General features: G+C 70.5%; 14 protein-coding genes and 2 pseudogenes. 12 read left to right on the top strand and 4 right to left on the bottom strand.

The features are described 5' to 3' along the window. Positions 1–78: 78 nt before the first annotated feature. Positions 79–282 (top strand): annotated as a pseudogene (locus tag ACZ6CL_RS17915) (integrase core domain-containing protein); the annotation flags it as partial. Positions 283–312: 30 nt separating this feature from the next. Here the strand turns inward: ACZ6CL_RS17915 and ACZ6CL_RS17910 are convergent. From ACZ6CL_RS17910 to ACZ6CL_RS17900, 3 genes are read right to left on the bottom strand one after another with little or no spacing between them, the layout of a single operon-like run. After that, entirely contained in the window at positions 313–852 is a 540-nt protein-coding gene (locus ACZ6CL_RS17910; protein ID WP_468937055.1) for a copper chaperone PCu(A)C, read from the bottom strand. Then, the gene (locus tag ACZ6CL_RS17905) at positions 833–3,208 is read right to left on the bottom strand and encodes a heavy metal translocating P-type ATPase (RefSeq protein WP_468937054.1); all 2,376 of its coding nucleotides are present in this window, start codon (positions 3,206–3,208) and stop codon (positions 833–835) included. Before ACZ6CL_RS17905 ends, ACZ6CL_RS17910 begins: the two co-directional genes overlap by 20 nt. Next, entirely contained in the window at positions 3,205–3,480 is a 276-nt protein-coding gene (locus ACZ6CL_RS17900) for a hypothetical protein (RefSeq protein ID WP_468937053.1), read from the bottom strand. The genes ACZ6CL_RS17905 and ACZ6CL_RS17900 overlap by 4 nt, the downstream gene beginning before the upstream one ends. A gap of 530 nt (positions 3,481–4,010) precedes the next feature. Here ACZ6CL_RS17900 and ACZ6CL_RS17895 point away from each other — a divergent pair. Beyond that, a complete protein-coding gene (locus ACZ6CL_RS17895) occupies positions 4,011–4,682 on the top strand; it encodes a DUF5134 domain-containing protein (RefSeq protein ID WP_468937052.1) in 672 nt (223 codons plus the stop codon). A 55-nt stretch (positions 4,683–4,737) separates the two neighbouring features. Here the strand turns inward: ACZ6CL_RS17895 and ACZ6CL_RS17890 are convergent, their stop codons facing one another. Continuing rightward, positions 4,738–5,307, bottom strand: coding sequence for a TetR/AcrR family transcriptional regulator (locus tag ACZ6CL_RS17890; RefSeq protein WP_468937051.1), 570 nt, complete (start codon positions 5,305–5,307; stop codon positions 4,738–4,740). Between the two features lie 115 nt (positions 5,308–5,422). On the opposite strand from ACZ6CL_RS17890, the gene ACZ6CL_RS17885 reads away from it, so the two are divergent. The 10 genes and pseudogenes from ACZ6CL_RS17885 to ACZ6CL_RS17840 all read left to right on the top strand — a co-directional run bounded on the left by ACZ6CL_RS17885 (position 5,423) and on the right by ACZ6CL_RS17840 (position 16,769). Further along, positions 5,423–6,832 carry a carboxypeptidase regulatory-like domain-containing protein gene (locus tag ACZ6CL_RS17885; RefSeq protein ID WP_468937050.1) on the top strand — a complete coding sequence of 470 codons (1,410 nt, stop codon included), beginning with the start codon at positions 5,423–5,425 and terminating at the stop codon, positions 6,830–6,832. A 128-nt stretch (positions 6,833–6,960) separates the two neighbouring features. Further along, positions 6,961–7,296, top strand: a pseudogene (locus tag ACZ6CL_RS17880) (cytochrome P450); the annotation flags it as partial. Positions 7,297–7,549: 253 nt separating this feature from the next. Next, entirely contained in the window at positions 7,550–8,548 is a 999-nt protein-coding gene (locus ACZ6CL_RS17875) for a LacI family DNA-binding transcriptional regulator (RefSeq protein WP_468937134.1), read from the top strand. Positions 8,549–8,861: 313 nt separating this feature from the next. Next, positions 8,862–10,070 carry an ABC transporter substrate-binding protein gene (locus tag ACZ6CL_RS17870; RefSeq protein WP_468937049.1) on the top strand — a complete coding sequence of 403 codons (1,209 nt, stop codon included), beginning with the start codon at positions 8,862–8,864 and terminating at the stop codon, positions 10,068–10,070. Positions 10,071–10,079: 9 nt separating this feature from the next. Beyond that, the gene (locus tag ACZ6CL_RS17865; protein ID WP_468937048.1) at positions 10,080–11,027 is read left to right on the top strand and encodes a carbohydrate ABC transporter permease; all 948 of its coding nucleotides are present in this window, start codon (positions 10,080–10,082) and stop codon (positions 11,025–11,027) included. After that, the gene (locus tag ACZ6CL_RS17860) at positions 11,024–11,878 is read left to right on the top strand and encodes a carbohydrate ABC transporter permease (RefSeq protein WP_468937047.1); all 855 of its coding nucleotides are present in this window, start codon (positions 11,024–11,026) and stop codon (positions 11,876–11,878) included. The genes ACZ6CL_RS17865 and ACZ6CL_RS17860 overlap by 4 nt, the downstream gene beginning before the upstream one ends. A gap of 64 nt (positions 11,879–11,942) precedes the next feature. Continuing rightward, positions 11,943–14,033: a beta-galactosidase gene (locus ACZ6CL_RS17855; protein ID WP_468937046.1), complete on the top strand. Its 2,091-nt coding sequence runs from the start codon at positions 11,943–11,945 to the stop codon at positions 14,031–14,033. A gap of 152 nt (positions 14,034–14,185) precedes the next feature. Then, positions 14,186–15,136, top strand: coding sequence for an NmrA/HSCARG family protein (locus tag ACZ6CL_RS17850; protein WP_468937045.1), 951 nt, complete (start codon positions 14,186–14,188; stop codon positions 15,134–15,136). Positions 15,137–15,219: 83 nt separating this feature from the next. Then, entirely contained in the window at positions 15,220–15,687 is a 468-nt protein-coding gene (locus tag ACZ6CL_RS17845; RefSeq protein WP_468937044.1) for a MarR family winged helix-turn-helix transcriptional regulator, read from the top strand. Between the two features lie 92 nt (positions 15,688–15,779). Next, entirely contained in the window at positions 15,780–16,769 is a 990-nt protein-coding gene (locus tag ACZ6CL_RS17840) for a pirin family protein (protein ID WP_468937043.1), read from the top strand. The last annotated feature ends 82 nt before the right edge of the window (positions 16,770–16,851 follow it).

Raw genomic sequence — 16,851 nt, 5'->3', positions numbered from 1 at the left:
GCTGAAGCCGCTCTCCCGCAACCACGGCGAGGTCGACCAGGGCGCACTCCTGCGCCTCGACCCGCAGGAGACCGTGCGCCGCAGACCAACGGGAAGGTCGAACGCTTCCACCGCACCCTGCTCGACGAATGGGCCTACCACCGGCCCTACACCTCAGAAAACGAGCGACAGGCAGCGTTTCCCGACTGGCTGGACTGGTACAACTACCACCGACCCCACACCGGAATCAGCGGCCACAGCCCAGCCAGCCGCATCACCAACCTCTCCGAACAGCACACCTAGATCTGCGACGAGACCCACCCGGCCCTGTGCTCAGCTCCCGTCCGGGGGCATCAGCACCGCCACGGCCTCCACCCGGCCCCGGCCCTCGAACCACAGGTTGAACGGGACCCTCGTGAGGGGTCTCAGCGCGGGCGGGTCGAGGATGGCGATGTGAATTCCCCCCTCGGCCATCCGGACCGTGCTCCGGGCGGGCACGGCCACCCGCCGCGCCCGCTGCGCGGTGCCCGGTTGCTTCCGGTCGGGCTTGCGCAGCATGGAGACCCCGAGTTCCGGGGAGTCGGCGAAGACCAGTGTGTCGTCGATGGTCCCGGTGTTGCGGATCTCGAAGAACGCGGCGGCCGGCTTCCCGGCGGGCTGGAGGATCCAGCCGACGCTGACCCGGATCTTCGGCACGGGTTCGCCCGCCGCCCCGGTCGCCGTGTAGGCCGTGAGCAGCGTCAGCGCGGCGACGCAGGCGCCCACCGGGATCAGGGCCGCCCGCGCTCCCCGGACCAGCGCCGCTCGCAGGCGCCGTCCCGGGCCGGGTCGGTCGACGTCCGCCGCGGGGTGGTCAGCGGTCGCTGAGGACATCGCGATCCTTCCGTGCGGTGCCGCGCTCGGCGGCGAGGGGAGCGGGTGACGAGGGGTGATCCGCAGGGGTGGCGGTCCGCCGTTTGCCGGGGTCGTAGGACCGCAGCCGCAGACTGTTGACGACGACGAGGACGGAACTGGCGGACATGGCCGCCGCCGCGACCATCGGGTTGAGCCAGCCGGTCGCGGCCAGCGGAACGGTGACCACGTTGTAGCCGAAGGCCCAGGCCAGATTGGCGCGGATGGTGGCGAGCGTGCGCCGGGTGAGCCGGATGGCGTCGACCACGGCGAGCATGTCGTCCCGTACGAGCGTGATGTCGGCCGCGCCGATCGCGGCGTCCGTGCCACCGCCCATGGCCATCCCCAGGTCGGCGGACGCGAGCGCGGCGGCGTCGTTGACCCCGTCGCCGATCACCGCGACGCACCGGCCCTCGGCGCGCAACGCCCGTACGATCTGCTCCTTGCCCTCAGGAGCCACTCCGGCGTGGACCGCGTCGATGCCCGCCTGCCCGGCCATCGCCTGGGCCGGAGCGTCCGCGTCGCCGGTCACCAGCACCGGCTCGATGCCCAGCGCCCGCACTTCGCGCACCGCCTGGCGACTGGTGGGCCGCAAGCTGTCACCGACGGCCAGCAGCGCCGTGGGCCGGTCGTCGATCTCCACGATCACGGCGGTGTGCGCGGCGCGCTCGGCGGCCTCGTACGCCCCGCGCAACGCCTCCGGCAGGGGCTCCGACGCACGGGGGCGGCGTACGCGCACCCGGTGGCTCTCCACGCGGCCGGACACGCCCTCGCCGGGCGTGGCCAGGAACTCCGTCACCTCCGGCAGCCGCGCGTCATCGTGCTCGTCGCGGCGGGCCGCCGCCACCACCGCGCGGCCGATGGGATGTTCGGAGCCCTGCTCCACGGCCGCGGCCAGCCGCAGCACCTCCTTCACCCCTGGCCCATTGTCAGCCACGGTGGTGTTGGCAAGTGTCATGCGGCCGGTGGTGAGGGTGCCGGTCTTGTCGAAGACCACGGTGTCCACCCGGCGCAGCCGCTCCAGCGCCTCCGGGCCGCGGACGAGCACGCCGAGCTGTGCCCCGCGTCCGCTGGCCACCAGGAACGCGGTCGGCGTGGCCAGGCCCAGCGCACACGGGCAGGCCACCACCAGCGCGGCCACGGCCGCGGTGACGGCCGACTCACCCGCCGCCCCGGCGCCGAGCCAGAAGCTCAGCACCGTGGCGGCGATCGCCACGATGACCGGCACGAAAAACCCCGCCACCGCGTCGGCGAGCCGCTGCATCCGGGCCTTGCCCGCCTGCGCCTCGGTCACCAACCGGGTGATGCGGGCCAGTTGCGTATCGGCGCCGACGGCCGTGGCGCGCACGACCAGCAGCCCGCCGGAGTTGACCGCGCCACCGACCACAGCGGTGCCCGGCGTCACCTCCACGGGCACGCTCTCTCCGGTGACCAGGGAGAGGTCCAGCGCCGACCCGCCCTCGACGACCACACCGTCCGTGGCCACCTTTTCACCGGGGCGCACCACGAACTCCTGGCCCGTGGTGAGTTCGGCCACCGGGATGCGGCGGTTGCCGTCCGGCTCCCTCAATTCCACGTCTCTCGCGCCCAGTTCGGCAAGGGCCCGTAGCGCCGAACCGCTGTGGTGCCGGGCCCGCGCCTCCAGATGACGCCCGAGGAGGACGAACATGGGCACGGCGACGGCCGCCTCCAGATAGATGTGCGCCACGCCGTCGTCCGCTGAGGGCAGCAGGCTGAACGGCATTCGCATGCCCGTGACACCCGCACCGCCCCAGCGCAGGGCGTACGCCGACCAGGCGAACGACGCGAGGACGCCGAGGGACACCAACGTGTCCATGGTGGCCGCGCCGTGCCGCAGCCCGCGGAGCGCGCGCCGGTGGAAGGGCCACGCGCCCCAGGTCGCGACGGGGGTGGCGAGGGCGAAGCACACGTGTTGCCATCGGTCGAACTGCCAGGCGGGAACCATCGACAGCACGATCACCGGCACCGCCAGCAGCGTGGTGAAGAAGAGCCGTTCGACGTCTCCGGCCTCTTCGCCCTCCCGCCCCTCGGACTCGTCCGCGTCTTCGGCGGGCGGCGCCGGAAGTTCGGCGGTGTAACCGGCCCGCTCGACGATGGCGATCAGCTCGTCCGTGGTCACGGTGTCCGGGTGGGAGATCCGTGCGGTGCCGGTGGCCAGGTTCACGCTGGCGGACACGCCCTCGACGCGGGCCAGCTTCTTCTCCACCCGGTTCACGCAGGCCGCACACGTCATGCCACCGATCAGCAGGTCCGTGGTGTGCGCGGACGCCTCTGGCGGAGCGGGGGGAGCGGACATGGCGTCCGGCCGCTCGCTCATCGCGATCCCCTCCCCGCGGCGTGGCCCAGCGGGCCCATGCCATGGGTGTCCATGCCCCCGGCGCCGTCGTCCTGCGGCACGCCCCGGTGGATGCCGGGTGCCACCGGCCCGGCGGCCCGCCCCACGGCGTAGGAGGCGGCCATCAGTACCACCAGGAGGACGAGAAACCCGGCCAGCGCGGGTGGCGGCAGCGCGCGGCGCACGCGGGCACCGCGCGGCTCCACCCCGTCACCCGCCGGTCGCGGTGGCGAGGCGCTATCGGTCAACGGCATCTACGGCACTCCCCACGGGCAGGCTCCCCGGAAACGGTCTGGATCCGCGAAACGGTCTGGATCCCCTCACGATTACGGGCCGGGGCCCTGAACTGCTCATCGTGGGGGGCGGCCCTGTCACACAAAGGGAAAACGCGTCCGGCCGGGAACCGTGAGGGCCCGTCAGCCGACAGGTGCCCGACCACCCCTGTGCCACAGGTCACACGGAGCGCCCGGAACTCGTTCCCCGCGAGGTCCGACTACTCGATCGGTACGGCTGTCGACCGGCCAGCACCGCACCCGGTCCATGAGCGCCCGCGCCTGAGGTGAACACAGGCACCCATACACGCGTATTTCTCATCGAATGAGGGCTGGTGCGGTGCCGCCATCACCGAGGCGGGACACGGCGTCGAGGGCCTCGCGGCCGCCTGACCCCCCCCACAACGAGAAGGACCAGCGATGAGCGACAGGCAGACCATGCCCACTCCACCCACGGAGTCAGGGACGCGGCCGACCGTCCGAGTCATGGCCACCACCGGGGCGGTGGGCCGATGATCGCCGCGACGGGGCTGCGCTGGGTTCTGACCGCGCTGTTCGTGGTGCCCGCCATCTCCGCGATGTGGCGGGCGGGCGCGCCCAGGCGTGCCGGAGGCGGCCAGGGGGCGGGCGAACGGATCGCCCACCTGCTGCACGCGGTGATGGCCCTCGTCATGGCGGCGATGGTCTGGCCATGGGGCATGGACCTTCCCGTCTGGCCACAGGTCACCCTGTTCACGCTGGGCGGTGTGTGGTTCGCGGGGATGGCACTGGCCCGGCCCGCCTCCGACTCCCGTGCGCGCGCGTTCATCGGCGCCCTTCCGCACGTGGTGATGATGGGCGCGATGGCGTGGATGGCCGCCGCCATGGTCTCGTCCGGCTCGATGCACGGACACGGCGGCTCCGATGGTATGGAACACATGCCGGGGATGGACATGTCCGGTGGCTCCGGCACCGCGACCATGACCCTCATGGGCGCCGGGCCGAGGCTGACCGCCGGACTGCTGGCCGGGGTGCTGCTCGGGCTCGCCCTGTGGTGGCTGGCGCGCGGTTTCGACGTCGCCCAGCGCGCCACCGCCACCGGCCCGCGGCGCCACTCGGTGTCTGCCGAGCGCGACGCGTTCGGGCTCGCCTGCCACGGTGCCATGTCGCTCGGGATGGCGGTCACGTTCGTACTGCTCATCTGAGGATGTTGCCCCGCAGCGCGGGGCGTTGCTCCAGTTCAGGGGCAGTGGGCAAGCGTCAGTCGGCTGTGCCGACCGCGCCCTCGATGAGCTGGCGGGCGGCCGCGTCGGTGCGGGCGACGTCATGGGTGACCAGGCGGTCCTGGCACAGTCCGCGCAGGCCGGAGACCAGCAGCGTGGCCCGTGTGCGCGCCTGCCGCGGCGGATGGCCCAGCCGGACGTAGGCGGCGGCGATAGGGCCGATCATGACGTCGACGGTTTCCGCGGCAAGGTCGCCGTACTGTTCCGGGTCCGTGGTGGCCAGGCTGAGCAGTTGCAGCAGCATGCGGACCGGCCCGGACTGCTTCCCGGTAGTGATCGCTTCCCACAGAGCATGGGCGGCACGGTGCAGGCCGGCGGTGTCGTGGACGTCGTCGAACATCATGTGGGCGTCCGGCCGACTGGCGGCCAGCGCCTGCGACAACAGATTCTCGCGGCTGCCGAAGTAGTACAGAAGCATGCGCTTGGTGGTGCCGATCGCCTCAGCGAGCGGACTCAGCGACATCTGGGCGAGACCGTGGTGCTGGAGGTAGTGCGTGACCTGCTCCAGCAACTCGGCGCGCTTCTCGGCGTTGACGGGACGAGGCACGCTTTGACTGTACCGGTCGGTACACGTACGGTCCACAGACGTAAGTGTGCCGATCGGTACGTTAACGAGTGCCTCGGCGGGAAGGGGCGCCATCGAGATGGCTACGTCGCGAGTGATGACCGCGAGACAAGAGCGCCCACCGGGCATATCCGTGGCCAGGACTCTGGCCGAGGCCCTGTGGTTCCCGGCGGCACTCTTCCTCGGCTTCCTCTTCTGTTTCGCACCCGCCCTGCACGCGCCTCAACCGCACCATGCGGAGGTCGTCGTCGCCGACGGTGCCCAGGAGTCCGAGGTCAGCACCGCTGTGCAAGGGCAGCATCCGGGTGGGTTCGATGTCACCACCGTGGCCGACGCCCGGCAAGCCCGCCAGGCGGTGCTGGACCGGGACGCCGTGGCGGGCTACGCCGCCGGAGGCCGCCATCCCGTGCTGTACGTGGCCAAGGCCAACGGGATGTCCCTCGCACAGACGTTGACCAAAGACTTCTCCCACGTCACGGCCGAGCACGAGCGGAGGCTCAGCGTCGAGGACGTGGCGCCCACCGTGAGCAAGGACGTGACGGGTACGACCCTGGTCTATTTCGGGACCGCCTGGAGCGTCCCCGGCTACCTGCTCGCGACGACCCTGCTGCGTGCGGTGACCTTCAACCGTCGCAGGAAGCTGATGACGATCGCGGGTGTCGCCGCCCTCTTCAGCGTCGTCGGTTTCCTCGTCGGCACAGGGCTGGGGTACTTCCCCGGTAATCCGTTGACCCTGGCGATCGCCTTTCTGCTCACCACGGCGGTGGCCACCTTCGCCTCCGGCCTGGCGCCTTTCGTCAGGCAGTACTTCCCCGCGGTGGGCATGGGCCTGTTCATCGTGCTGAGCATCCCCACCAGCGGTGTGGTCCCCGCCCCGCTGCTGCCCCCGTTCTTCCAGCACGTGCATGCCGTCATGCCCCTGGCCAACGCCGTGGATGCCCTCAGGGGAGTCCTGTACTTCGATGGGGCGGGGGTGCTGGGGCCCGTCCTCGTGCTGTGCGCGTGGATCGCGGCGGGGGTCGTCCTGATGGGTTTCGACGCCTGGACGCACCACCGCGAAGCCGCCCGAAGGGACGGGGGAGGCGAGCAGGACGATGTCGTGGAGCCACCGGTGGACGACCCGTTTCTGGAGACGCCGGCACCCACCGCGCTTCCGGTCCACCGTCACCACTTCGGCGAGCCGGTGCCGACGCTGCTGGGCACCGTCCGCGACGGCGAGCAGCTGCCCGTCGGCCATGCCGCGGTGACCGTCATGGACACCAGCGGACGGCAGCTGGTGCGTACCACGACGAACGCGCGGGGTGAGTACGCCGTGGCCGGTCTGGCAGAGGGATATCTCAGCGTCGTGGTCTCGTCCCGGGGCCGGAAGCCGGCCGTTCACCGGAAGCTGCTGGAGTCCGGTGCGGTCGTCCGGGTCGACTTCACCATGCGCGACCGGCCCCAGGTTCGGGGGGTGTGCTCAGCCGACGACCTTCACCTTCGTGGTCAGGGGCAGACCCCCGACTGAACGGCCCGCGGGCGTCGCGGGCGGCCGCGCCACATTGCCGGAGCGGGACGTGTCCAGGGGCAGGACGCGAGTCTCATCGCGCAGCAGGACCAACGCGCGGCTTTACGCCGTCGGGTCGGCCGCCTCGCCGCCCTCGCGCCGCCGCGCTGGCGATGGAGGTGCCGATGGAGCGCATCCGCGCGGGCGAGGGCCTGATCATGCCCAACGAGATCGCCAACCGCGACCCCGCCGTGTTCCCCGACCCGGGCCGGATGGACGTCACCCGCGACGCGCGCCGCCATGTGGCCTTCGGTTTCGGCGTCCACCAGTGCCTGGGCCAGCCGCTGGCCCGCATGGAGCAGGTCGTCTACAGCACCCTCTACCGGCGCATCCCCACCCTGAAGCTGGGCACCGAGCCGGACCAGGTCCCCTTCAAGTACGACGGCTTGGTCTACGGCGTCTACGAGCTTCCCGCCGCCTGGTAATCCGCGAACCCCAGCGTTCTGGTCGCGTGGTGGTGGACGGGGTGCCCGAACCATTGACGCCCCTGAAGGGCGGGCGCATACTCGCCTGACTACGTAGTCAGAGCAGGCCAAGCCGCTGTGTCTGCTGATATGACCACGTAGTCATCGCCATACCCGGCACCGTCCTGGACCCTGCTCGGAGGAGAGCGCTGTGCCCACCACCGAACCGAAGACCCCGTCTTCCGGGGCCGGACAGGGACACCGGCCCCCCTCGATGCGGGAGGTCGCCCGTCTGGCCCAGGTGTCGCAGAAAACCGTCTCCCGGGTCGTCAACGGGGAGCCCTATGTGAGCGAGCAGGCCCGCGACCGTGTGCTGCGGGCCGCCCGCGAGCTGGGTTTCCGGCCCAACACCGCCGCCCGCGCACTGCTGCAGGGGCGTTTTCGCCGGATCGGCGTGGTGTCTTTGGGTACCGCGCTCTACGGTCCTTCGTCGCTGCTGTTCGCACTGGAGCGGGCGGCGAGCGCCGCCGGTTACTCGTTCAGCGTCGTGACCACGCTCAGCGGCGAGCCGGCCGGCATCGCGGGGGCCGTCGAGGCCCTGCTGAACCAGGGCGTGGACGGCATCGTGTTGTCCGAGCCGATCGACGAGGGCGAGGCCGCACCCCTGGACCCGGGGGTCCCGGTCCTCAGCTTCGGCCGGCTTCCGGCGCTGGCTCCGGGGACACCGGCCCTCGTCACGGGCGCGGACGGAGTCGGCGGGGGCATGGCGGTCACGCGGCACCTCCTCTCCCTGGGACATGCCACGGTGTGGCATGTGGCCGGACCGTCGCGGTGGTGGGCGGCGCGTGACCGTATGGACGGCTGGCGGAAGGCGCTGGAGGAGGCGGGGGCACCGCAACCGGAGTGGATCGAGGGCGACTGGTCGCCCTCGTCCGGCTATGAGGCCGGCCTGCGACTGGCCCGTATTCCAGGGGTCACCGCGGTCTTCGCGGCCAACGACGACATGGCCATCGGCGTCATGCGCGGCCTGTCCGAGGCGGGTCTCTCGGTGCCGGAGCAGGTCAGCGTGGTCGGGTACGACGACATCCCCGCCGCGGCATATCTCTCGACGCCGCTCACCACCGTGAGCCAGGACTTCGACACGGTGGCGGCATACGGACTCGAGCTGTTGGCCCATCAGATGGAGAACCCGGACGCCCCCTTGCCGGTACGGGGCGACCCACCCGCCCGGCTGGTCATCCGCCGTTCCAGCGAGCGGCCCCCGCGACCGTAGGACCGGCACTCTTCGGGCACCACCCTCCGGTTCCGCGCCACGAAGGCGCGGCGCCCGGACGAGCCATGCCCGCATCACCCGGCAAGCAACACGCCTTGTTGAGGAGCCGCACATGAAGAACCTCCCCCCTTCCCCCGGCTCACGAGGGGCCCCGGGGCCACAGCGCATACCAGCTCCGCCGAATGCCGGCCCCGGCGCGGCGCCGCGCCGGGCCGTGTTGCGATGGGCCGCCGGAGCCGGCGTCCTCGCCGCGACCGGAACGGTCTCGGCCTGCGCGAACAGCCGACCGGCGAGCGTCGTGACGTCTGGGCCCGTGAATCTGTCGCTATGGACCCACGACCAGGGATATGAGGACTTCTTCACCTCCGCCGTGTCCCGGGCCGGCCGCGGCACCCGGTTCGCCTACCGGCTGCGGGTGACGCGCGCGGGAGCCCAGGACCTGGTGACCAAGCTCCTGGCCCAGGCCGTCGCGGGACGCGGCACGCCCGACGTGATGGGCTTCGAGATCGGCAACTTCGCGCGCATGCTGCGCGGGGACCTCTCGGCCCGGCTGCTGCGCGACTGGACCCAGGACGTCGCACCGCTCGGCGATGATCTGCTCGCGGCGCGGCGGGCCCCGTACACGGTCGACGGCAGGCTCTACGCGCTCGACTCGGATACACCCGTCACCGTCTACTACTACCGCGACGACCTCCTGTCCGAATACGGCATACCGGTGGACATCGGCACGTGGGAAGAGCTGGCGCGGGCCGGCGCGAAGCTGTACCGGAAGCACCGCGTCTCCCTGGGCGCGGTGGCCACCGGCAGCGACCTGAACCAGGTGGTGCAGATCTTCGCCATCCTCCTCTACCAGCGAGGGGGCGCGCTTTTCGATGCCCGTCAGCAGATCACCCTGGACTCGCCCGAGGCCGAAGAGACACTCCGGTTCATCTGCGACGGGCTGCGCAGCGGCTTCATCGTGGACGTCGCGGACTTCTACGGTCCCAGCATGCAGACGGCCCTCAAGCGGGGGAGCGTCGCGGGACTGTGGATGGCCAGCTGGTACAAGACCTTCGGTCTGCGGCCGAACGTCCCCGAGCAGTCGGGCCGGTGGCGTATCCGGGCGCTCCCGAAATTCTCGGCCGGGGGCGGCCGCACCTCGGTCGCCGGGGGCACGGGCTTCACCGCGATCACGGGCAAGGCGAACACCACGGCGGGTGCCGACTTCCTGCGCGCCACCTGGCTCACCAAGGAGGCCCAGGTCCGCCGCTACCGTGAGCTGGGCTATCTGCCGACCCGGCGCTCGGTCTTCCGCAGCCCTGAACTGCTGGCTCTGGAGGACAGGTTCTGCGGCGGGCAGCGCCTGTTCGAGGTGTACGCCCCGCTCGCGGACCACGTGCCCGCCTACTACCAGAGCCCGGACCAGTCCATCCTCACGGACGTTCTCAGCGGCTATCTGATCCGCGCGTACCGGGGCGACCTGTCCCCGCGCGAGGCGCTGCGACGCGCCACCTCCGACTTCCGTGCCCAGGCAAGCCGATAGGGGCCGCAGATGACCAGCATCCCCGCGGAACGGCTCCGCGAGTCCCGCCCCCTGACGCTCGCCTCCGGAGGCCGTGCGTCGCGGCCACCACGCGGTCCTGCCCGCGCTCCGTACCTGTTCATCGCACCGTTCTACGTGCTGTACGTCCTGTTCATGGTCGTGCCGGTCCTCGTGTCGGTCTATCTGAGCCTGTGCGAGTGGGTCGGGCTCGGATCTCCGCACTGGGTGGGTCTGCGCAACTACGCGCACCTGCTCTCCGACGTCAGTTTCCACCGCGCGCTGCAGAACACCGGCGTCTACGTCCTGATGAGCGTGCTCGTCATCGTGCCCATCGCGCTGATGATCGCCCAGGCGCTGAACGTCCGGGGCCTGCGGGCCCGGGATCTGTTCCGGGTGGCCTTCTTCATTCCCATGGTGGTCTCGCCCATCGTCGTCGCCCTCATCTTCAGCCTCGTTTTCGACCGGCAGTTCGGACTCGCCAACGCGGTGCTCCGGGCGGTGTTCGGACTCGGCGGATTCGACTGGCTCGGCGACCCGACCCTGGCCAAGGCGAGCATCAGCCTGATCATGCTCTGGCGCTGGGCGGGCTACCTGACCATCTTCTTCCTCGCCGGGCTGCAGAACGTCCCCCGCGAGCTGTACGAGGCGGCGGAGCTGGACGGGGCGGGGCGGTTCCGTACGTTCACCACTGTCACCCTGCCGGCGCTGAAGCCGGTGACCGGATTCGTGGCGGTGACCTCGTTCATCAGCGCCGCGCAGGTCTTCGATGAACCGTTTCTGCTCACCCGCGGCGGACCGGGCGACGCGACGCTCTCGGTAGCGATGTTCATCTACCGGGCCGCCTTCGAACGCCAGCAGTTCGGCTACGCGGCGGCGGCCGGGGTCGTGCTGTTCGCCCTCGTCTTCACCATCAGTCAGGTATTCAACCGGCTGCTCGGCATCGGGAGGTCCTCGTGAGCACCTCATCCCCGGCGCGCACCCGTGATTCCCGGGGCCCCTCACGCGCACTGCTCTACATCGCCCTGACGGTCCTGCTGCTGGCCTTCGTCGGACCGCTGCTGTGGGCGCTGAGCGGATCGTTCAAGCCGCGTGGCGACATCTTCGGTTACCCGCCTCGGTTGCTGCCCAGCCCGGCCACCCTGGCCAACTACCAGCATCTGCTGGACAGCCAGCCGTATCTGAGCTGGTTCCTCATCAGCACCGTGGTGGCCCTGGTGGCGACCACCGTCTCGGTCTTCGTGTGCGCGCTGGCCGGGTTCGGCTTCGCCAAGTACCGCTTCACCGGACGGACGTTCCTGTTCGGGGTGATGTTCAGCTCGCTGTCGATCCCGTTCGCCGTCATCCTCGTGCCGCTGTTCGTGATCCTGGTCAAGACGGGGCTGGGAAATCCCTGGTTCGCCCTGGTGGTGCCGTGGGTGGCACCCGCGTTCGGGATCTTCATGATGCAGCAGTACATCATCCAGAGCGTCCCGGACGAGCTGCTGGAAGCGTCCCGGATCGACGGGTGCGGGGAGTTCCGCATCTTCTGTCAGATCGTCCTGCCACTGCTGCGGCCGTCGTTGGGCGCACTCGCGGTATGGACGTTCCTGCAGAGCTACAACAGCTTCCTGTGGCCCCTGGTCCTGATCTCCGACATCAGCCAGTTCACCCTCCCCCTGGGGCTTCAGACGCTCTTCCAGGCGGAGAACCGCCAATACGACCTTGTCCTGGCCGGATCGGTGCTCGCCACTGTGCCCACCGTCCTGGTCTTCCTGCTGCTGCGCAAGCAACTGCTCGAAGGGCTGTCGGCGGGGGCGGTCAAGGGCTGATCCCGCCCCTCAGCCGCTTCCACCGTCCCGGCCCTTTCCCGTAACCCCTGACAGAGGAGAACCCTTGCCCGAGCTTCCCCCGCGCGTGCTGTTCGGCGCCGCCTACTACCACGAGTACCAGCCCTGCGACCGGCTGGGGACCGACCTGGACCTGATGAAGCGTGCGGGATTCTCCGTCATCCGGGTCGGCGAGTCGGTGTGGTCCACCTGGGAGCCCGAGAACGGCCGGTTCGACCTCGACTGGCTGCGACCGGTGCTCGACGGGGCGCATGAGCGCGGCATCGGCGTCGTTCTCGGCACCCCGACGTACGCCGTGCCGCCATGGCTCGCCCGGCTGTACCCCGAGATCGCGGGGGAGCGGCGCACCGGCGAGCGCATTCCCTGGGGCGCCCGCCAGGAGGTGGACTTCACCCACCCCGCCTTCCGTTTCCACGCCGAGCGCGTCATCCGCAAGATCGTTTCGCGCTACGCCGACCACCCCTCGCTGCTGGGCTTCCAGGTCGACAACGAGCCGGGCAACGAACTGTTCCACAACCACGGCGTGTTCCAGCGCTTCGTGGACCACCTGCGCGCGACGTACGGCGACGTGGAGACGCTGAACCGGGAATGGGGCCTGGTCTACTGGTCGCACCGACTGTCCACCTGGGCCGACCTGTGGACCCCGGACGGCAACGCGCAGCCGCAGTACGACCTGGCCTGGCGGCGTTTCCAGGCCGAGCAGACCACGGAGTTCATCGGCTGGCAGGCGGACATCGTGCGCGAGTACGCCCGGCCGGAGCACTTCGTCACCACATGCATCGCCTACGACAGGCCCGCCCTGGACGACCAGGCCTTGTCGAGCCGGCTCGACATCACCGCGGGCAATCCGTACTACACCATGCAGGACGGCCTCGCCCTGCCCGACCGCGGCACCGGCGGCCAGGCGTGGACGACCAACGGGACGTGGGCGCTGTACCTCAGCGCGGACCGGATGTTCTCCTCACGTCAGGAGCCGTTCCTGGTCACCGAGACCGATGCCCAGGCCATCGGACACGCCTGGAACAACCGGCCCGCCTACGACGGACAGTGGCGCCAGGCCGCCTGGGCGCTGGTCTCGCGCGGCGCCCGCATGATCGAGTACTGGCACTGGCACACCCTGCACTTCGGCACGGAGACCTACTGGGGCGGTGTGCTGCCGCACAGCGGCCGCCCCGGGCGCGTCTACCGGGAGATCGCCCGCCTCGGCGAGGAGCTGGAGACGGCGGGCGAACTGGTCGCCGGGCTGACACCGGACGCGGATGTGGCGATGGTCTACTCGTCCCCGAGCAAGTGGGCGCTGGCGTTCCAGCCGCCGCTGGCCGGGCCGGACGGCGGCCCGGACCGGCGTTCGTACCAGGGCGTCTTCGACCCCTTCTACCGGGGCGCGTTCGACGCCGGGCTCCAGATCCGCCTCCTGCATGCCGACCGTCTCAGCGACACCACCGCGCGGGAAGCCGCCGAGCGGCACCCCGTCCTCGTCGTGCCGGGCCTGTACAGCGCGGACGACGCGACGCTCGACTGGCTCGCCGACTACGCCGCCGCGGGCGGCCACCTCGTGCTCGGACCCCGTACCGGCTATGGGGACCCCCATGCCCGAGCCCGCACCGACGTCATGCCCGCACGCCTCGCGGAGGCGGCGGGGGCCTGGTACGACGAGTTCAGCAACCTCTCCGAGAACGTGCCGGTCCACCCCGCCCCCGGCTCCCCCCTCGCCCTGCCGGCCGGCGCGGCGGCCACCCGCTGGGTGGACGGCCTCCAAAGCGACGGCGCACAGGTTCTGGCCGCATACGACCACCCGCACTTCGGCCGCTGGCCCGCCGTCACCACGCGCTCCCATGGCGACGGACGGGTGACGTACGTGGGCACCGTGCCGGACCCGGTCCTCGCCTCGTCGCTGCTCCGGTGGACCGTCCCCGGGCAGGAAGGCGGCTGGAGGTTCGCGCAGGAGACCGTCACCAGCACGGGTGCCACCGCTCCCGACGGCCGCAGGGTGCGCTTCGTACACAACTGGTCCTGGGACGAGGTGCCGGTCCGGCTCCCCGCCGCGGTCCGGGACGTGCTCGACGGTACGGATCACCAGGCCGGGGAGGAGCTGAGGCTGAACGCCTGGGACGTCCGGGTGCTGCTGGAACGGTGACGTGTCAGCTTTCAGGGGGCCCGTGTGTGCCACTGGGGTGAAAGTCGCGGTGATCTTGACGCAAAGCTGCCTGCAAAGGTTGATCTGTCAACCGACATATGTTTTGGTTGATGCGTCAATCAAAAATCTCTCCCGGGACAGGGGCGGCTGGCATGAACGACAAGAAGGTCATCGCGATCGCAGGAGCGACGGGTGCGCAGGGCGGAGGTGCCGCGCGGGCGATCCTCGCCGACCGGGCCTCCGGGTTCGCCGTTCGCGCGCTCACCCGGAACCCCGGCTCGCCCGCCGCCAAGGGACTCGCCGAACTCGGTGCGGAGGTCGTCCAGGCCGACTTCCACGACGAGCCGACTGTGCGCAAGGCATTCGAGGGGGCCTACGGCGCCTTCCTCGTCACCAACTTCTGGGCGCACGGCTCGGCGGAAAAGGAGACGGCGGAGATCGAGGTCCTCGCCCAGGCCGCGAAGGCCGCCGGTCTGCGGCACGTCGTGTGGTCGACGTTGGAGGACACCCGCGAACTCCTGCCGCTGGACGACGAGCGGATGCCCGTCCTGCAGGACAAGTACAACGTGCCCCACTTCGACGCCAAGGGCGAGGGCAACGAGCTGTTCACGCAGGCCGGGGTGCCGACCACCTTCCTGAACACCACCTTCTTCTACCAGGGCTTCCTGTCGGCGATGGCCCCCCAGCGGGCCGAGGACGGCGTGCTGACGCTGACCCTGCCGCTCGAGGACGGCAAGCTGCTGGCGGGTGTGGACGTGAACGACATCGGCCGGACGGCTCTCGCCATCCTGAAGGGCGGCGAGGAGTTCATCGGCCGCACGGTCAGTCTGGCGGGCGACCACCTGACCGGCGCGCAGTACGCGGAGAAGCTGGGGGCCGCGCTCGGCGAGCCGGTGCGCTTCCAGTCGGTGCCCTACGACGTCTTCCGTGGTCTCGGCGTGCCGGCGGGCGACGAGATCGCCAACATGTTCCAGTACTACGGCGACTTCGACCAGGAGTTCACCGGCGCCCGCGACCTGGACCGGCTTCGGGAGATCCACCCGGAGCTGAAGGACTTCGACACCTGGCTGGCCGAGAACGCCGAGAACATCCAGGTGGGCTGAGTCGACGCCGCGGCCGAGTCGGACGCCGGGCCGGCAATCCGGCGGCTATTCGGTGAACTGTCAACTACGTTTACACTTTCGCCATGGAGCAGACGGTGCGTTGGTTGACGGCGGAGGAGCAGCATGCGTGGCGGAGCTTCGTCCGCATGCACGAGAGGCTCATGGGCCGGTTGTCCCGCTTGTTGCAGACGGAGTCCAATGTGTCGCCCGCGGACTACGCGGTGCTGGTCGAGTTGACGGACGTACCCGACGGGCGCCGGCGGTTTCTGGATCTTGCCAGGGCGTTGGAGTGGGAGAAGAGCCGGATGTCCCATCACATCGCCCGGATGGTGAAGCGGGGACTGGTGGTGCGGGACGAGTGTCCCGAGGACGGGCGTGGCGCGTTCGTGGTGATCACGGATGAGGGGCGCGCGATGATCGAGGCCGCGGCCCCGCGTCACGTCGAGGCGGTACGCGAGCTGTTCCTGGACAACGTGACGCCGGCGGAGCTGCGGGTGCTGGCTCAGGTCTCCGGGCGCGTGGTGGAGAAGCTGGACGAGGGACCGACCTGACCGGAACGGGTGGCCCGGCGTTCGTGGCTGTCGTCCTGCCTTCATGGCATCATAGTTGACATAACAACCATATTGTGCGGGAGGTGCTCTCGGTGAGCAACGTGGAAACCGATGCCGCGGCGCTGCGCTGCGGTGTGCTCGTCGGTGGCGACAGCCCGGCCGGAGCGCCCCGGGTCGCCGTCCTGTCGGCGCGCGAGGTGCCCCTGGGCGGTCCGCGGGCGATGCGCGTGCGGCGGACCCTGCCCCAGCGGGAGCGCACACTGATCGGCGCCTGGTGCTTCGTCGATCACTACGGCCCGCATCAGGTCGCCGCGTCGGGTGGCATGGACCTGCCCCCGCATCCGCACACCGGCCTGCAGACGGTGACCTGGCTGTTCAGCGGCGAGGTCGAGCACCGCGACACCCTCGGCACCCGCGCCCTGGTCCGGCCCGGCGAGCTGAACCTCATGACCGGCGGTTACGGCATCGCCCACTCGGAGGTCTCCACCCCCAACGCCACCGTCATCCACGGCGTCCAGCTGTGGGTGGCGCTGCCCGAGGCGCACCGCGACGCCGCTCGGGACTTCCAGCACCACGTGCCCGAACCCGCGCGGGTCGACGGGGCCGAGATCAGGGTCTTCCTGGGCTCTCTCGCCGACAGGACTTCCCCGGTCCGTACCTTCACGCCGCTGCTCGGCGCCGAGATCGTCATCGAACCGCGTGCGACGGTCACCCTCGCCGTGGACGCCGCCTTCGAGCATGGCCTCCTCGTGGACAGCGGGGACGTCCGCCTGATCGACACCGTGTTGCGGCCCGCCGAACTCGGCTTCGTTCCCCGTGGCTCGGGCGCCCTGACGCTGGTGAACGAGTCGGACGGCCCGGCGCGGACGATCCTCCTAGGGGGACCTCCCTTCGGGGAGGAGATCGTCATGTGGTGGAACTTCATCGGGCGTAGCCACGAGGACATCGTGAAAGCCCGTGAGGACTGGGAGGCGTCCTCCGACCGCTTCGGCGTCATCGAGGACTTTCCCGGCGCGCGCCTTCCCGCACCGGCCCTGCCGAACGCCGTCATCACGCCGCGCCGGAACCCGCCGACCCGCTGACCTCCTGGATCAGGTCCGAGTAGTCCTGCGCCCCGCGGCGGCGGAATAGGTGTGGGCGGGGCTGTGTTGCACGGACATAGTT

It is taken from the genome of Streptomyces sp. NPDC041200 (assembly GCF_055591805.1).
The sequence above is the reverse complement of the archived record's forward strand: the minus strand, read 5'-3'. Positions and strand labels throughout refer to the sequence as shown.

Coding starts and splice junctions, on each gene's coding strand:
- ACZ6CL_RS17905 (WP_468937054.1), bottom strand. CDS start 3,208: ATGAGCGAGCGGCCGGACGCCATGTCCGCTCCCCCCGCTCCGCCAGAG.
- ACZ6CL_RS17865 (WP_468937048.1), top strand. CDS start 10,080: ATGACCAGCATCCCCGCGGAACGGCTCCGCGAGTCCCGCCCCCTGACG.
- ACZ6CL_RS17885 (WP_468937050.1), top strand. CDS start 5,423: ATGACCGCGAGACAAGAGCGCCCACCGGGCATATCCGTGGCCAGGACT.
- ACZ6CL_RS17845 (WP_468937044.1), top strand. CDS start 15,220: ATGGAGCAGACGGTGCGTTGGTTGACGGCGGAGGAGCAGCATGCGTGG.
- ACZ6CL_RS17875 (WP_468937134.1), top strand. CDS start 7,550: ATGCGGGAGGTCGCCCGTCTGGCCCAGGTGTCGCAGAAAACCGTCTCC.
- ACZ6CL_RS17895 (WP_468937052.1), top strand. CDS start 4,011: ATGATCGCCGCGACGGGGCTGCGCTGGGTTCTGACCGCGCTGTTCGTG.
- ACZ6CL_RS17910 (WP_468937055.1), bottom strand. CDS start 852: ATGTCCTCAGCGACCGCTGACCACCCCGCGGCGGACGTCGACCGACCC.
- ACZ6CL_RS17900 (WP_468937053.1), bottom strand. CDS start 3,480: ATGCCGTTGACCGATAGCGCCTCGCCACCGCGACCGGCGGGTGACGGG.
- ACZ6CL_RS17850 (WP_468937045.1), top strand. CDS start 14,186: ATGAACGACAAGAAGGTCATCGCGATCGCAGGAGCGACGGGTGCGCAG.